11 protein-coding genes, 2 tRNA genes and 2 pseudogenes are annotated in these 14482 nt (G+C 60.3%); 11 read left to right on the top strand and 4 right to left on the bottom strand.

Annotation, left to right across the window (positions count from 1 at the left end):
• Positions 1-3: 3 nt before the first annotated feature.
• From G1E_RS20160 to G1E_RS20150, 3 genes and pseudogenes are all read left to right on the top strand, one after another.
• Positions 4-357, top strand: a pseudogene (locus G1E_RS20160) (hypothetical protein); the annotation flags it as partial.
• An 80-nt stretch (positions 358-437) separates the two neighbouring features.
• Positions 438-815 (top strand): hypothetical protein, encoded by a 378-nt coding sequence (locus G1E_RS20155; protein ID WP_033690021.1) that lies wholly within the window; start codon positions 438-440, stop codon positions 813-815.
• A 155-nt stretch (positions 816-970) separates the two neighbouring features.
• Complete coding sequence (locus G1E_RS20150; RefSeq protein WP_033690019.1) at positions 971-1345, top strand: hypothetical protein; 375 nt, start codon at positions 971-973, stop codon at positions 1343-1345.
• A gap of 64 nt (positions 1346-1409) precedes the next feature.
• Here G1E_RS20150 and G1E_RS20145 read toward each other — a convergent pair whose 3' ends face one another.
• The 4 genes from G1E_RS20145 to G1E_RS20130 form a co-directional block, all read right to left on the bottom strand.
• Positions 1410-2975, bottom strand: coding sequence for an iron ABC transporter permease (locus G1E_RS20145; RefSeq protein WP_009681292.1), 1566 nt, complete (start codon positions 2973-2975; stop codon positions 1410-1412).
• Complete coding sequence (locus G1E_RS20140) at positions 2975-3988, bottom strand: extracellular solute-binding protein (protein WP_009681291.1); 1014 nt, start codon at positions 3986-3988, stop codon at positions 2975-2977. Before G1E_RS20140 ends, G1E_RS20145 begins: the two co-directional genes overlap by 1 nt.
• A gap of 172 nt (positions 3989-4160) precedes the next feature.
• Positions 4161-4247: transfer RNA gene (locus G1E_RS20135), tRNA-Leu, on the bottom strand.
• 87 nt (positions 4248-4334) lie between these two features.
• Positions 4335-4421, bottom strand: a tRNA-Leu gene (locus tag G1E_RS20130).
• Positions 4422-4693: 272 nt separating this feature from the next.
• On the opposite strand from G1E_RS20130, the gene rnr reads away from it, so the two are divergent.
• From rnr to G1E_RS20090, 8 genes and pseudogenes are all read left to right on the top strand, one after another.
• The gene (rnr, locus tag G1E_RS20125; RefSeq protein WP_009681290.1) at positions 4694-7273 is read left to right on the top strand and encodes a ribonuclease R; all 2580 of its coding nucleotides are present in this window, start codon (positions 4694-4696) and stop codon (positions 7271-7273) included.
• Entirely contained in the window at positions 7270-8016 is a 747-nt protein-coding gene (gene rlmB, locus G1E_RS20120; RefSeq protein ID WP_009681289.1) for a 23S rRNA (guanosine(2251)-2'-O)-methyltransferase RlmB, read from the top strand. Before rnr ends, rlmB begins: the two co-directional genes overlap by 4 nt.
• A gap of 307 nt (positions 8017-8323) precedes the next feature.
• Positions 8324-8749, top strand: coding sequence for a 30S ribosomal protein S6 (gene rpsF, locus G1E_RS20115; RefSeq protein ID WP_003249557.1), 426 nt, complete (start codon positions 8324-8326; stop codon positions 8747-8749).
• A gap of 28 nt (positions 8750-8777) precedes the next feature.
• Complete coding sequence (gene rpsR, locus G1E_RS20110) at positions 8778-9008, top strand: 30S ribosomal protein S18 (protein WP_003249563.1); 231 nt, start codon at positions 8778-8780, stop codon at positions 9006-9008.
• Positions 9009-9041: 33 nt separating this feature from the next.
• Positions 9042-9905 (top strand): hypothetical protein, encoded by an 864-nt coding sequence (locus G1E_RS20105; protein ID WP_029887882.1) that lies wholly within the window; start codon positions 9042-9044, stop codon positions 9903-9905.
• A 20-nt stretch (positions 9906-9925) separates the two neighbouring features.
• Positions 9926-10373 (top strand): annotated as a pseudogene (gene rplI / locus G1E_RS20100) (50S ribosomal protein L9).
• A 113-nt stretch (positions 10374-10486) separates the two neighbouring features.
• Positions 10487-11884, top strand: a complete 1398-nt coding sequence (gene dnaB / locus G1E_RS20095; protein ID WP_009681285.1) for a replicative DNA helicase — start codon at positions 10487-10489, stop codon at positions 11882-11884.
• A 308-nt stretch (positions 11885-12192) separates the two neighbouring features.
• A partial coding sequence (locus tag G1E_RS20090) for a YgiQ family radical SAM protein (RefSeq protein ID WP_033690018.1) occupies positions 12193-14482 on the top strand: 2290 nt, incomplete at its 3' end.

Here is a 14482-nt window from a genome sequence, read left to right as displayed (position 1 = left end):
ACCATGTCCGAGGCACGCAGCTTTATCAATCCTCAGGCGCAATCGTATGAGTCGCTGAAGGCTGGCACGCCCATGTCGGCCAATCAGCGGGCCAAGTTTGATGTGCTGAATGCACATATCGCCAATGGTGTGGTTGTCGGCGGGGAGCTTGTGATTGTTGGTGATCCCAGCACGCCCATGTGCACAGGTCATGAAGCACTCTTGATGGCGAAGGCGGCGGGAATACATCATCAGCTTGAGATTAACGGCGCAGGGGTAGATGACTTTCTTCTGGATAACTACGAGTTTTTGAAAAGCCTGCTCGCCCATGCTTCCATGGGAGCTGGCGCTGTGAGCGACGGCTGGAGCAGATACCTTGCTGTTGGTGGTGCTATAGGCGGTACGGCCGTAGGTGATATCGGTGAGATGGTTGGTGAGTTGTTATATGAGGTGCCGCAATGACTAGCTTCGACACGAGGTGGTTAGGTCTTCCTTTGATGGTAGCTATGTTTATAGTCATATTTGTGTGGATTTATATTTCAGTTCGTTATGTAAATTACATAGAATCGTTGCTTTCTAATAGTTCAATGGTTTCGGGTAACAAAAGGATTTTTAGCTCCGCCGGCTTGCTAGGTAAAGTGATGCGTACCGGTTCGGCGTCCGTCATGTTGTCGATGAGGGCGATTTGTATTCGTAAAGGCCTTCTGGATCGTCAGGATGTAAAGAGGTTTCCTGGTGGTTTGCGGCGTATGCTAGTTGGCTTGTGGTTTGTTCATGTGGCTGTTTTTTTATCGCTCATTGGTCTTTGGGTGTGGTTGAAATTGGTAGGCTATTAGTAGTTTTCGGCTGGAGCCTGCGGTGAGCAGAAGCGAGCTGTCTTCATCGTTAAATTTGTAAGGAATTTCGCACAATAGTCTTGGTTAGTTACCTACTAGTGCAGTGCCAGGCACCGGGGTATAGTGTCAGCCGGGCCTGAAGGAAGAGCGCGAGAATGAGTGCCGTAGCTTTGACGATAATCGCGTCTATCCTGCTCGCTTGTATGGCAATCAGCGTGTGTGTGATGGTTTACTTAGCTTGTCGATCTATAGAGGCTATCGAAAAAGCTTTAGCGAAATGCAAGTATATTCAGAGTAACAGGGAAAACTTTTCAGCGGCTGGTCTTGTTGGAAAATTAATGCGTACTTGCCTGGCGGCAAATATGCTGATGATTCCAGGGTTGTTTGTTCGAAAAGGTGTGGCAGATGTTTCAGATCTCGAGAATTTTCCAAGGCCTATTAAAAGAGTTTTGTTGCCGTCTTGGATGGGGCTTGTAGTGTCGACGACCTTGTTCTTTGCTTTCAACTGGCTGGTGGGAGTTTTAAAGTGAACTTGTGATGAAGTCTCAAGTACTCAGGCTTGTGCCCAGGCCACATGGCAGCCTGGGCAAGCTTTCAAGCCTTGTTCAGATACATCCGCGTAGTCAGCAAATACACCGGCAACCCCGACACCACAATCAGCAATGCCGCATAAGGCGCCGCCGCCGCGAACTCGACGTTTGCCGTATGCGCCCACACCTCGGTCGCCAGGGTGGTCATGCCGGTCGGGCTGAGCAGCAGCGTTGCCGTAAGCTCTTTCATGGCATCCAGGAACACCAGGGCAAACGCTGCCGCCATGGCCGGGAAGATAATCGGCAGGGTCACCCGGCAGAACGCGGCAAAACTGCTCGCACCCAGCGTACGCGCAGCTTCTTCCAGCGTTGGCGAAGCCTTGTTCAGCGCGGTGCGCACCGGCGATTGCGCCAACGGCAGGAACAGCAGTGCATAGGCCAGCAGCAACAGCGCCGTGGTCTGGTACAGCGCCGGCACATAGTGCAAGGCGAAGAACACCAGGGTCAGGGCGATCACCAGGCCGGGCAGGGCGTGCAGCAGGTACGGCAGGCGCTCGGCCCAGATCGCCAGGCGGCCTTTGTAGCGCACCACCAGGAAGCTGATCGGCAGCGCCAACAGCACGCAGAAGCCGGCACCGCCAAGTGACACCGACAGTGAGGTGAACAGCGCCTTGGAAATGGCCGACACCGGGAATGCCGCTGACGAACCTACGCCAAGCCAGTAGCCGAGCATCGCCAGGGGAATGCCGCTGCCCAGCACTGCCAGGCCCAGGCAGAACAGCTGCGCCGGCACCGCCCAACCACGCAGCCGCACCGGTTGTGCACGGCGTGCCACGCCCTGGCCGATGCGTACATGGCGGGTCTTGCCGCGCACGCGCAGCTCCAGCCACAGCATCACCAGGCACATCGCCAACAGGACGGCAGACAACATGGCCGCGTTGGCGTTGCTGAACTCCAGTTCGAACTGCTGGTAAATCGCCGTGGTGAAGGTTTGCAGGCCGAGAATCGACAGCGCACCGAACTCCACCAGCATGTGCAGGGCAATCAGCAGGGCACCGCCAAGCATCGACGGCCACAGCAGGGGCAGGGTCACCTTGGTGAATACGCCCCAGCGGCTACAACCCAGGGTGCGCGCCGACTCCTCCAGGGAGGTGTCGAGATTGCGCAGGGTCGCGGCCACCGGCAGGAACACCAGCGGGTACTTGGACAGGGCCATGACCATGATCGCCCCGCCCAACCCTTCGAAGTCCGAGCTAAGCGATACCCAGGTGAAGCTGCTGACGAACGACGGTACGGCAAACGGCAGGCACAGCACCACCCCCCACAGCCGGCGACCGGCCAGGTTGCTGCGCTCCAGCAGCCAGGCCAGCGCCAGACCGACCACCATGCAGGTCAGCGTTACACCGACCATCAGCAGCAGGGTATTGCGCATCAGCCCCCAGACAAAGGGCCGCCACAGCAGGTACAGGGCTTCGTGCCAGCCGGCTTCCCAGGCTTTGATCGCCACATAGGCCAGGGGCAGCAAGCTCATCGCCACCAGGAACAGCACAGGCAGCACGACCCAGATCGAAGGGCGCTTGCGGCGCGGTACGAACCGTACCGGCAGCGGGGTGGACAGGGCGGCGGTCATCAGAGCAGGCCGACCTCGCGTTCCAGCTCGATGGCTTCTTCGGCATTACCCAGGTCAGCTGGCGAAATCTTCGGCGGGCGCAGTTCATCGAACGGTTTCAGGCCGCGGTCCGAAACCATGCCTTTGTGCAATGGGTACTCCGCGGTGGTCTGGGTGATCACGCGCTGGCCTTCTTCGCTGGCCATCCAGTTGAGCAGGGCCTGGGCCTCTTTCGGGTGCTTGCTGGCCTTCACGGCCGCGGCGCCCGAGATGGTCACCAGATTGCCGGCGTCGCCGTCGGCCAGGTAGTACAGTTTCGAATCGAGCTTGCCGCGCTCACGCTCCAGGGCGTACCAGTAATAGTTGTTCACCAGTACGGCAGCCACTTCGCCTTTTTCCACGGCCTTCAGCGCGACCATGTTGTTGGTGTAGGTCTTGCCGAAGGCCTTCAGGCCGGTCAGCCATTCTTCGGTGGCTTCACGCCCGTGCATCTTCAGGATGGCAACGGCCTGCTCCTGGAACGCACCGCTGGTCGGTACATAGCCTACGCGCCCTTCCCAGTCAGGGTTGGCGAAGTCCATGACGGTGGTCGGCAGGTCTTTCTCGTCGATCTTCTTCGGGTTGTAGACCACCACGCGGGTGCGCGCGGTAACGCCCATCCAGGTGCCGTTGGCAGCCACATATTCCTTGGGCAGCATGTTCAGCGTGGCGTCGTCGATCTTCGCCAGCAGGCCCAGCTCGCCCAGGTTGTTCAGCGGTGGCGATTCTTCGGTGTAGATGATGTCGGCCGGCGAGCGATCGCCTTCCTCGATGATCTGGCTGGCCAGCTGGTTGCTGCTGCCTTTGCGGATATTGATGTGGATACCGGTCTTGGCCTCGTAGGCCTTGGCGATGGCTTCGCCGATTTCCTTGTGCTGACCGTTGTACATGGTCAGGGTGACCGGTGCGTCAGCCATGGCGGCCGGAGCGCCGATGACCAGGCTCAGCACGGCGGCGGCCAAGGTACGCATCAGCGGTTGCGGGCGGATCGTCATGCGGGTACTTCCTCGCTTACGGCAACATATTTGGAAACAATGGTAAACGAAATCGTTTCTCATGTGGCCGGGTGACGATAAATTCATCGTCAGACCATGGTGCAAGGGGTGGGGGAGGGTACAAAAATCGCAGGCAAGAAAAAACCCACTAGCAAGCTAGTGGGTTTTTGTATGGTGCCCAGGAGAAGACTCGAACTTCCACGACCGTTAAGTCACTGATACCTGAAACCAGCGCGTCTACCAATTCCGCCACCTGGGCAAAGCTTTACATCATCTGGAGAAGGCGAAAATCGTTCGCTTTCACACAGTAGTAACAGATCCTTGGTCATCTGTTACTTGAAATACTTGGTGCCCAGGAGAAGACTCGAACTTCCACGACCTTGCGGTCACTGATACCTGAAACCAGCGCGTCTACCAATTCCGCCACCTGGGCACACATTCGAGATTATTTGGTGCTTTACAGCGCCGCTAATCTCTATTACAACTTCGGGCTAGTCCGTCGTTGTGGTGCGCACTATACGGACGGCTTGGGGGGCTGTAAACCCCCTTGGCAAAAAAAAATTCAAAAATTTCAACTTGTTGATTCCACTGGCCTATTCCTGCTGTTTACGCACTGCAGCGGGGGCTGTCCAAGGCCGACATTTCCGGTTTCAATACGCCTATGCCAGAATTCCTATCTATATACCCCAAGGTGAACCCCTTCTGATGGCCGATTGGCAATCCCTCGATCCCGAGGCCGCTCGCGAAGCGGAAAAATACGATAACCCCATTCCCAGCCGTGAGCTGATCCTGCAACGCCTTGCCGACCGTGGCGAGCCCGCCGCACGCGAGGAGCTGGCGAAAGAGTTTGGTCTGTATGAAGAAGACCAGATCGAAGCCTTGCGCCGCCGTCTGCGTGCCATGGAGCGCGATGGCCAGCTTATCTATACCCGGCGCGGCACTTATGCCCCGGTAGACAAGCTGGACCTGATCTGCGGCCGCGTCTCTGGCCACCGCGACGGCTTCGGTTTCCTTATTCCAGATGACGGCAGCGAAGACCTGTTCCTCAGCCCGTCGCAGATGCGCCTGGTGTTCGACGGTGACCGCGGCCTGGCGCGCGTGTCCGGCGTGGACCGCCGCGGCCGTCGCGAAGGCGTGCTGGTCGAGGTCATCTCCCGCGCCCACGAAAGCGTGGTCGGCCGCTACTTCGAAGAAGGCGGCATCGGCTACGTGACCCCCGACAACCCCAAGATCCAGCAAGAAGTGCTGGTGACTGCGGGGCGCAACGGTGGTGCCAAGATCGGCCAGTTCGTCGAGATCAAGATCACCCATTGGCCTACCCCGCGCTTCCAGCCGCAAGGCGACGTGGTGGAGGTCATTGGCAACTACATGGCCCCCGGCATGGAAATCGACGTTGCCCTGCGCAGCTACGATATCCCCCATGTGTGGCCCAAGGACGTGATCAAGGAAGCGCGCAAGTTCCGCTCTGAAGTCGAAGACAAGGACAAAGAGAAGCGCATCGATCTGCGTCACCTGCCGTTCGTCACCATCGACGGTGAAGACGCCCGCGACTTCGACGACGCCGTGTATTGCGAGCCGCTGGGCAAGCTGCGCCTGTTCTCTGGTGGCTGGCGCCTGTATGTGGCCATTGCCGACGTGTCCAGCTATGTACGCCTGGGTTCGGCCCTGGACGTCGAAGCGCAGCAGCGCGGCAACTCGGTGTACTTCCCCGAGCGCGTGGTGCCGATGCTCCCCGAGGAGCTGTCCAACGGCCTGTGCTCGCTGAACCCGCATGTTGATCGCCTGGCCATGGTCTGCGAAATGACCATGAACAAGGCCGGCCAGATGGTCGACTATCAGTTCTACGAAGGCGTTATCCACTCCCACGCCCGCCTGACCTACAACAAGGTCAGCAGCATGCTCGAGCACTCGCGCACCCGTGAAGGCAAGGCGCTGCGCGAAGAGTACAAGGCGGTCGTGCCAGACCTGAAGAACCTGTACAACCTGTACAAGGTGCTGGTGGAGGCGCGTCACACCCGTGGCGCCATCGACTTCGAGACCCAGGAAACCCGCATCATCTTCGGTGACGAGCGCAAGATCGCGGAAATCCGCCCGACCGTGCGCAACGATGCCCACAAGCTGATCGAAGAGTGCATGCTGGCTGCCAACGTGGCCACTGCCGAGTTCCTGCAGAAGCACAGCGTGCCAGCCCTGTACCGTGTGCACGACGGCCCGCCGCCGGAGCGCCTGGAAAAACTGCGCGCCTTCCTTGGCGAACTGGGCCTCAGCCTGCACAAAGGCAAGGACCCGTCGCCGAAGGATTACCAGGCCCTGCTGGCGAGCATCGCCGGGCGCCCGGACTTCCACCTGATCCAGACGGTGATGCTGCGCTCGCTGAGCCAGGCCGTGTACAGCACCGAGAACAATGGCCACTTCGGCCTCAACTACGAGGCTTACACCCACTTCACCTCGCCGATCCGCCGTTACCCGGACCTGCTGGTGCACCGCGCCATTCGCAGCATCATCCGCTCCAAGGTCGACACCCCGCACGTCAAGCGGGCTGGTGCCATGAGCATTCCCAAGGCGCGCATCTACCCGTACGACGAGAACACCCTCGAGCAACTGGGTGAGCAGTGCTCGATGACCGAGCGCCGGGCCGACGAAGCCACCCGCGACGTGGTCAACTGGCTCAAGTGCGAGTTCATGAAAGACCGCGTGGGCGAGACCTTCCCGGGTGTGATCACCGCCGTGACCGGCTTCGGCCTGTTCGTCGAGTTGACCGACATCTACGTGGAAGGCCTGGTGCACGTCAGTGCGCTGCCGGGCGACTACTACCACTTCGACCCGGTGCACCATCGCCTGTCCGGCGAGCGCACCGGGCGCAGTTTCCGCCTGGGCGACACCATCGAAGTGAAGGTCATGCGGGTAGACCTGGACGAGCGCAAGATTGACTTCGAAGTGGCCCAGTCGACCCTGGCGGCACCTATCGGTCGCAAGCAGCGCGGCGCCGCGCCAGCAGCTGACCAGGCCGAGCAGCCGCCGCTGAGCGAGGCGAAGGCCACGCCCAAGCCGCGCAGCCGTAAAAGCGAAGCCGCCGAAGCCTACTTCCCGAAAGACGCCGTGCAGCGTAATGCCGAAGTGCGCAAGAGCCGCGAGATGAAAAAGGCGCTGATGAGCGAGGCGCGCACGGGCGGCCACGCCAGCAGCAAGTCGGACAAAGGTGGCAAGGCCACTGGCAAACCGACCAAGCACCGTAAAGGCCCACCGAAGTCCGGTGCGCCACGCAAGAGCAAGAGCAAGTCATGAGTCAGCTGGAAAAGATCTACGGCGTGCACGCCGTGCAGGCATTGCTGCAGCACCATCCGAAGCGGGTCAAGCAGATCTGGCTGTCGGAAGGGCGCAGCGAGCCACGCCTGCAGGCGCTGTTGGCACTGGCCGCGGAAAACCGCGTGGCGGTTGGCCAGGCCGAGCGCCGCGAAATGGATGCCTGGGTCGAGGGGGTGCACCAGGGCGTTGTCGCCGAGGTCAGCCCCAGCCAGGTGTGGGGCGAACTGATGCTCGAAGAGATGCTCGAGCGCACGGAAACCCCGCCGCTGATCCTGGTGCTGGACGGTGTGACCGACCCGCACAACCTCGGCGCCTGCCTGCGTACTGCCGATGCGGCCGGCGCCACGGCAGTGATCGTGCCCAAGGACAAGTCGGCCACCCTGACCCCGGTGGTGCGCAAGGTGGCCTGCGGCGCTGCCGAGGTCATTCCGCTGGTGGCTGTCACCAACCTGGCGCGTACGCTGGAGAAATTGCAGCAACGTGGCCTGTGGGTGGTCGGCACCGCGGGTGAGGCCGAGCAGGAGATCTACCAGCAAGACCTGACCGGGCCGCTGGTGATGATCATGGGCGCTGAAGGCAAGGGCATGCGCCGCCTCACCCGCGAACATTGCGACTTCCTGGTGAAATTGCCGATGAGTGGCAGCGTCAGCAGCCTTAACGTATCGGTCGCCACGGGCGTGTGCCTGTTTGAGGCCGTGCGTCAGCGCCAGGCCAAGCGCTGATCTTCAGCCTGTAACGGCCCCTTCGCGGGCATGCCCGCTCCCACAGGTTCGCTGCTGCCTCTGGCAACGCAGCTTTCCTGTGGGAGCGGGCGTGCACGCGAAGGGGGCTTGACGCCATGTGAATATGTTTCAGGCTGTTCAAATATTCGCCAATTGCCTTGCTTGTGCGCAACGCCTTCTCTACAATTGCGCCCCTTGCCGAGCTGGCAGGCGCTCATGTGCCTCCCCTCCGTGCAAGACATACAGTGTCATTCACTCCTTGTCTGACCAGATTCACTGGCAGACTACTAACCCGTAAGGAGCATTCATGCGTCATTACGAAATCATCTTCCTGGTTCACCCGGACCAGAGCGAACAAGTCGGCGGCATGGTTGAGCGTTACACCAAGCTGATCGAAGAAGATGGTGGCAAAATCCACCGCCTGGAAGACTGGGGCCGTCGTCAACTGGCCTACGCAATCAACAATGTTCACAAGGCTCACTACGTGATGCTGAACGTTGAGTGCACCGGCAAGGCCCTGGCCGAGCTGGAAGACAACTTCCGCTACAACGATGCCGTGATCCGTAACCTGGTCATCCGTCGTGACGAAGCCGTTACCGGCCAGTCCGAGATGCTGAAGGCTGAAGAGAACCGCAGCGAGCGCCGTGAGCGTCGCGAGCGTCCTGAGCATGCTGACTCCGCCGAAGGCGACGACAGCAATGACAGCGACTCCAGCGATAACGCTGACGAGTAATCCACGGACCTTTAGAGGAGCCTATTAAATGGCACGTTTCTTCCGTCGTCGTAAATTCTGCCGCTTCACTGCTGAAGACGTGAAAGAGATCGACTTCAAAGATCTCAACACCCTGAAAGCTTACGTATCCGAAACCGGCAAGATCGTTCCAAGCCGTATCACCGGTACCAAAGCTCGTTATCAGCGTCAGCTGGCTACCGCTATCAAGCGCGCCCGCTTCCTGGCCCTGCTGCCCTACACCGACAGCCACGGCCGCTGAGACCGGGTCGTCGACAAGCAGTAAGGGATTAGCATGCGAGCGTTAGCAAGTTTCATCATGCGCGGTCGTATGCAGGCCACCCTGGTGGTGGTCATCAGCGCGGTACTGCCGCTGCTGTTCTGGTTGAGTGCCGCTGCCGGCAGCCTTGTGCTGCTGCGGCGTGGGTTCAGGGATGCTACATCGGTCATCGTCGGCGGCTTGCTCGCCGGGCTGGCTGTGTGGGTCATGGGCGATCCCATCACCTTTCTGGTGATTGCGGGTGCCCTGGCCTTGGCCGCCATGTTGCGTGCCGAGCATCCCTGGAGCCGGGTGTTGCTCGCCAGTGCCGTGTTCGCCGTGGCTTTCAGCCTCGTGCTTGATCTGGCGCTGGCGCAGACCTTCGATATGCTGGCCAAGGCGTTTGCCGAAGCCATGCCGAAAATCGAAGGGGAGCCCGTGCTCTCCGGTGAGCTGATCCGCCCTGTGCTGGTCGCCTCCACAGCAGTGACGGTGCAATTGTTCAGTGTGCTGGCGTTGATGCTGGCGCGCTATTGGCAAGCAGCGTTGTACAACCCTGGAGGCTTCGGTCGCGAGTTTCGCGAGCTGAAGTTGCCGAAACAGACCATGGCGGTCTTGGTGGCAGTGATGGTGGTGGCGCCGTTTATCGGTCCGCAGTTCATCATTCTGGCATCGGCTTCCAGCCTGGTACTGGTGCTGGCCGGCATCGCGTTGATGCACGGGCTGGTGGCACAGGGGCGACTGGCCGGTTTCTGGCTGGTGGGCATGTACGTGACGTTGCCGCTGATCATGCAGCTGATTTATCCGTTGCTGGTGGTCTTGGCCATTGTCGACAGCCTGATTGATTTTCGCGGTCGCAAGTCCCCCAAGGGGAATGACTCCGCGAACGGTGAAGGTTAAAAGTTAAGAGGTTTTACCAAATGGAACTGATCCTGCTGGAAAAAGTCGCTAACCTGGGCAACCTGGGCGACAAAGTAAAAGTTAAGGCTGGTTACGGCCGTAACTTCCTGCTGCCATTCGGCAAGGCCACCGTTGCCAACGCCGCCAACCTGGCTGCGTTCGAAGAGCGTTCGTGCCGAGCTGGAAAAAGCAGCCGCTGACAAGAAAGCTTCGGCTGAAAGCCGCGCTGCCCAACTGGCCGAGCTGGAAGTGACCATCACTGCCACCGCTGGCGACGAAGGCAAGCTGTTCGGTTCGATCGGCACCCACGACATCGCTGACGCCCTGACCGCCTCTGGCGTTGAAGTGGCCAAAGCTGAAGTTCGTCTGCCGAACGGCACTATCCGTCAGGTTGGCGAATACGACGTAGCTGTGCACCTGCACAGCGACGTTGAAGCCACTGTACGTGTGGTTGTCGTAGCTGCCTAAGCTGCGCTGACTGGCTGGCTCCCTGCGAGCCAGGCAGTTAACATCGGGCACGGTCCTGTTTCCTACAGGCCGTGCCCTTTGTCTTTTTCGTCCTCCAGAATTCTTTCGTGGCCATGAACGAGATCACCACTTCCGAACAGCTAGACCTGCAAACCGCAGCCCTCAAGGTGCCGCCGCATTCCATCGAGGCCGAACAGGCCGTGCTCGGTGGCCTGATGCTGGACAACAACGCCTGGGAGCGGGTGCTGGATCAGGTATCGGACGGCGATTTCTATCGGCATGACCACCGCCTGATCTTCCGTGCCGTGCACAAGTTGGCCGACGCCAACCAGCCATTCGACGTGGTTACCCTGCACGAGCAACTGGACAAGGAAGGCCTGTCTTCGCAAGTTGGCGGCCTGGCGTACCTGGCAGAACTGGCCAAGAACACGCCGTCGGTGGCGAACATCAAGGCCTATGCCGCGATCATTCGCGAGCGCGCCACGTTGCGCCAGCTGATCAGCATCAGTACTGACATCGCCGACAACGCCTTCAACCCGCAAGGGCGCAACGCCGAAGAAATCCTCGACGATGCCGAGCGGCAGATTTTCCAGATTGCCGAGGCCCGGCCGAAAACCGGTGGCCCGGTGGGGGTCAACGAGCTGTTGACCATGGCCATCGACCGTATCGACACCTTGTTCAACTCCGACAGCGACATTACCGGTGTATCCACGGGCTTTACCGACCTGGACGAGAAGACCAGCGGCCTGCAGGCGGCCGACTTGATCATCGTTGCTGGCCGCCCGTCGATGGGCAAGACCACCTTTGCCATGAACCTGGTGGAAAACGCCGTACTGCGTACCGACAAGGCCGTGCTGGTGTTCTCGCTGGAAATGCCAGGTGAGTCGCTGATCATGCGTATGCTGTCGTCGCTGGGCCGCATCGACCAGACCAAGGTCCGTTCCGGCCAGCTGGACGACGATGACTGGCCGCGGTTGACTTCGGCGGTGAACCTGCTCAACGATCGCAAGTTGTTCATCGACGACACCGCGGGCATCAGCCCCTCGGAAATGCGCGCGCGCACCCGCCGCCTGGCCCGTGAACACGGCGAAATCGCCATGATCATGGTCGATTACCTGCAGCTGATGCAGATTCCGGGTTCGGCCGGTGATAACCGCACCAACGAAATTTCCGAGATTTCCCGCTCGCTCAAAGCCTTGGCAAAGGAATTCAACTGCCCCGTCATCGCCCTGTCGCAGCTGAACCGCTCGCTGGAACAACGCCCGAACAAGCGCCCGGTGAACTCCGACTTGCGTGAGTCCGGTGCAATCGAGCAGGACGCCGACGTGATCATGTTCGTGTACCGCGACGAGGTGTACCACCCCGAGACCGAGCACAAGGGCGTGGCGGAAATCATCATCGGTAAACAGCGTAACGGCCCGATCGGCTTTGTCCGTTTGGCGTTTATCGGCAAGTACACCCGCTTCGAAAACCTCGCGCCGGGCATGTACAACTTCGATGATGATGAATAACTCACTGTAGGAGCGGCCTTGCGTCGCGATGGGCTGCGCAGCAGCCCCCACACTGTTTGCATTTGCACTGAATCCTGGGGCTGCTGCGCAGCCCATCGCGACGCAAGGCCGCTCCTACAAGGTGTGCGGTGCGCCCGCTGGCCAAGGCGCTGAAAATGTTGCGGTGAACACCTGGCACCCTTACAACCCCCAAGTCAGCCAACCGTCACCCCACCCACCAATCCCCCACGAATCCAGTCGGATTTGGTCAAAATTTGTGCTATATTTCGCGCCCGCGATTTTCCTGCACACCAGAACCGGTCACTGACATGCAAGCAGCCAAACCACTCTACGACTATCCCAAGTACTGGGCCGAATGCTTCGGGCCAGCACCTTTCCTGCCAATGAGCAGGGAGGAGATGGATCTGCTCGGCTGGGATTCCTGCGACATCATCATCGTGACCGGGGATGCCTACGTCGATCACCCCTCGTTCGGCATGGCCATCATCGGCCGGCTACTGGAAGCCCAGGGTTTCCGCGTGGGCATCATTGCCCAGCCGAACTGGCAGTCCAAAGACGACTTCATGAAGCTCGGCGAGCCCAACCTGTTCTTCGGCGTGGCCGCCGGCAACATGGACTCGATGATCAACCGCTACACCGCGGACAAGAAAATCCGTTCCGACGACGCCTACACCCCTGGCGGCCTCGCCGGTAGCCGACCAGACCGCGCCAGCCTGGTGTACAGCCAGCGCTGCAAGGAAGCCTACAAGCATGTACCGATCGTACTCGGCGGTATCGAGGCATCGTTGCGTCGCATTGCCCACTACGACTACTGGCAGGACAAGGTTCGCCATTCGATCCTGATCGACGCCAGCGCCGACATCCTGCTGTTCGGCAACGCCGAGCGGGCGGTGGTCGAGGTGGCCCAGCGCCTGTCCAGTGGCGAAAGCATCGAAAGCATCACCGACGTGCGCGGCACCGCTTTCGTGCGCCGTGATACGCCGCAGGGCTGGTACGAAATCGACTCGACCCGCATCGACCGCCCAGGCCGTGTCGACAAGATCATCAACCCCTACGTGAACACCCAGGACACCCAGGCCTGTGCCATCGAGCAGGCCAAGGGCGACCAGGAAGACCCGAACGAAGCCAAGGTGGTACAGATTCTCGACAGCCCGGCGGTCACGCGGGAAAAGTCGGTCATCCGCCTGCCATCGTTCGAGAAGGTGCGTAACGACCCGGTGCTCTATGCCCACGCCAACCGCGTGCTGCACCTGGAGACCAACCCGGGCAACGCCCGTGCACTGGTGCAGAAACACGGTGACGTGGACGTGTGGTTCAACCCGCCACCCATTCCGATGAGCACCGAGGAAATGGACTACGTGTTCGGCATGCCTTACGCCCGTGTACCGCACCCGGCGTACGGCAAGGCGCGTATCCCGGCCTACGAGATGATCCGTTTCTCGGTCAACATCATGCGTGGCTGCTTCGGCGGCTGCACCTTCTGCTCGATCACCGAGCACGAAGGCCGCATCATCCAGAACCGCTCGCACGAGTCGATCCTGCACGAAATCGAAGAGATGCGTGACAAGGTGCCAGGCTTCACCGGCGTGGTGTCCGACCTTGGCGGGCCGACTGCGAACATGTATCGCATCGCGTGCAAGAGCCACGACATCGAAAAGCACTGCCGCAAGCCCTCGTGCGTGTTCCCTGGCATCTGCGAGAACCTCAACACCGACCACAGTTCGCTGATCGAGCTGTACCGCAAGGCTCGCGCCCTGCCAGGGGTGAAGAAGATCCTGATTGCCTCGGGCCTGCGCTACGACCTGGCCGTGGAGTCGCCGGAATACGTCAAGGAGCTGGTCACCCACCACGTAGGTGGCTACCTGAAAATTGCCCCGGAGCACACCGAGCGTGGCCCGCTGGACAAGATGATGAAGCCCGGCATTGGTACCTACGACCGCTTCAAGCGCATGTTCGAGAAGTTCTCGAAAGAAGCGGGTAAAGAGCAGTACCTGATCCCGTACTTCATTGCCGCGCACCCGGGTACCACCGACGAAGACATGATGAACCTGGCGCTATGGCTCAAGGGCAACGGCTTCCGTGCCGACCAGGTACAGGCGTTCTACCCGTCGCCGATGGCCTCGGCCACCGCCATGTACCACTCGGGCAAGAACCCGCTGCGCAAGGTGACCTACAAGAGCGAAGGTGTGGAAATCGTCAAGAGTGACGAGCAGCGCCGTCTGCACAAGGCATTCTTGCGCTACCACGACCCGAAAGGCTGGCCAATGCTGCGCGAAGCGCTGCAGCGCATGGGCCGCGCCGACCTGATCGGGCCTGGCAAGCACCAGTTGATTCCGGCGCACCAGCCGCAGACCGACAGCTACCAGAGCGCGCGCCGCAAGAACTCGACCCCGTCGGGCAGCCACAAAGTGGGCAAGGACCAGAAAATCCTGACCCAGCACACGGGCCTGCCACCGCGTGGCAGCGATGGCAGCAAGCCGTGGGACAAGCGCGAAAAGGCCAAGGCCGAAGCGTTTGCGCGTAATCAGCAGGCGGCCAAGGAGCGCAAGGAAGCGGGCAAGGGCGGTGGCGGCAAGGGCAAGAAGCCACGCCAGCCAG

This window comes from Pseudomonas sp. TJI-51 (assembly GCF_000190455.2).
Taxonomy (GTDB): domain Bacteria; phylum Pseudomonadota; class Gammaproteobacteria; order Pseudomonadales; family Pseudomonadaceae; genus Aquipseudomonas; species Aquipseudomonas juntendi.
This window is presented reverse-complemented; position numbering and strand designations above follow the sequence as displayed.

What these genes read in the sequence shown, in the direction of transcription:
- G1E_RS20155 (WP_033690021.1), top strand. Translation starts at nt 438, where the DNA reads ATGACTAGCTTCGACACGAGGTGGTTAGGTCTTCCTTTGATGGTAGCT.
- G1E_RS20150 (WP_033690019.1), top strand. Translation starts at nt 971, where the DNA reads ATGAGTGCCGTAGCTTTGACGATAATCGCGTCTATCCTGCTCGCTTGT.
- G1E_RS20145 (WP_009681292.1), bottom strand. Translation starts at nt 2,975, where the DNA reads ATGACCGCCGCCCTGTCCACCCCGCTGCCGGTACGGTTCGTACCGCGC.
- G1E_RS20140 (WP_009681291.1), bottom strand. Translation starts at nt 3,988, where the DNA reads ATGACGATCCGCCCGCAACCGCTGATGCGTACCTTGGCCGCCGCCGTG.
- rnr (WP_009681290.1), top strand. Translation starts at nt 4,694, where the DNA reads ATGGCCGATTGGCAATCCCTCGATCCCGAGGCCGCTCGCGAAGCGGAA.
- rlmB (WP_009681289.1), top strand. Translation starts at nt 7,270, where the DNA reads ATGAGTCAGCTGGAAAAGATCTACGGCGTGCACGCCGTGCAGGCATTG.
- rpsF (WP_003249557.1), top strand. Translation starts at nt 8,324, where the DNA reads ATGCGTCATTACGAAATCATCTTCCTGGTTCACCCGGACCAGAGCGAA.
- rpsR (WP_003249563.1), top strand. Translation starts at nt 8,778, where the DNA reads ATGGCACGTTTCTTCCGTCGTCGTAAATTCTGCCGCTTCACTGCTGAA.
- G1E_RS20105 (WP_029887882.1), top strand. Translation starts at nt 9,042, where the DNA reads ATGCGAGCGTTAGCAAGTTTCATCATGCGCGGTCGTATGCAGGCCACC.
- dnaB (WP_009681285.1), top strand. Translation starts at nt 10,487, where the DNA reads ATGAACGAGATCACCACTTCCGAACAGCTAGACCTGCAAACCGCAGCC.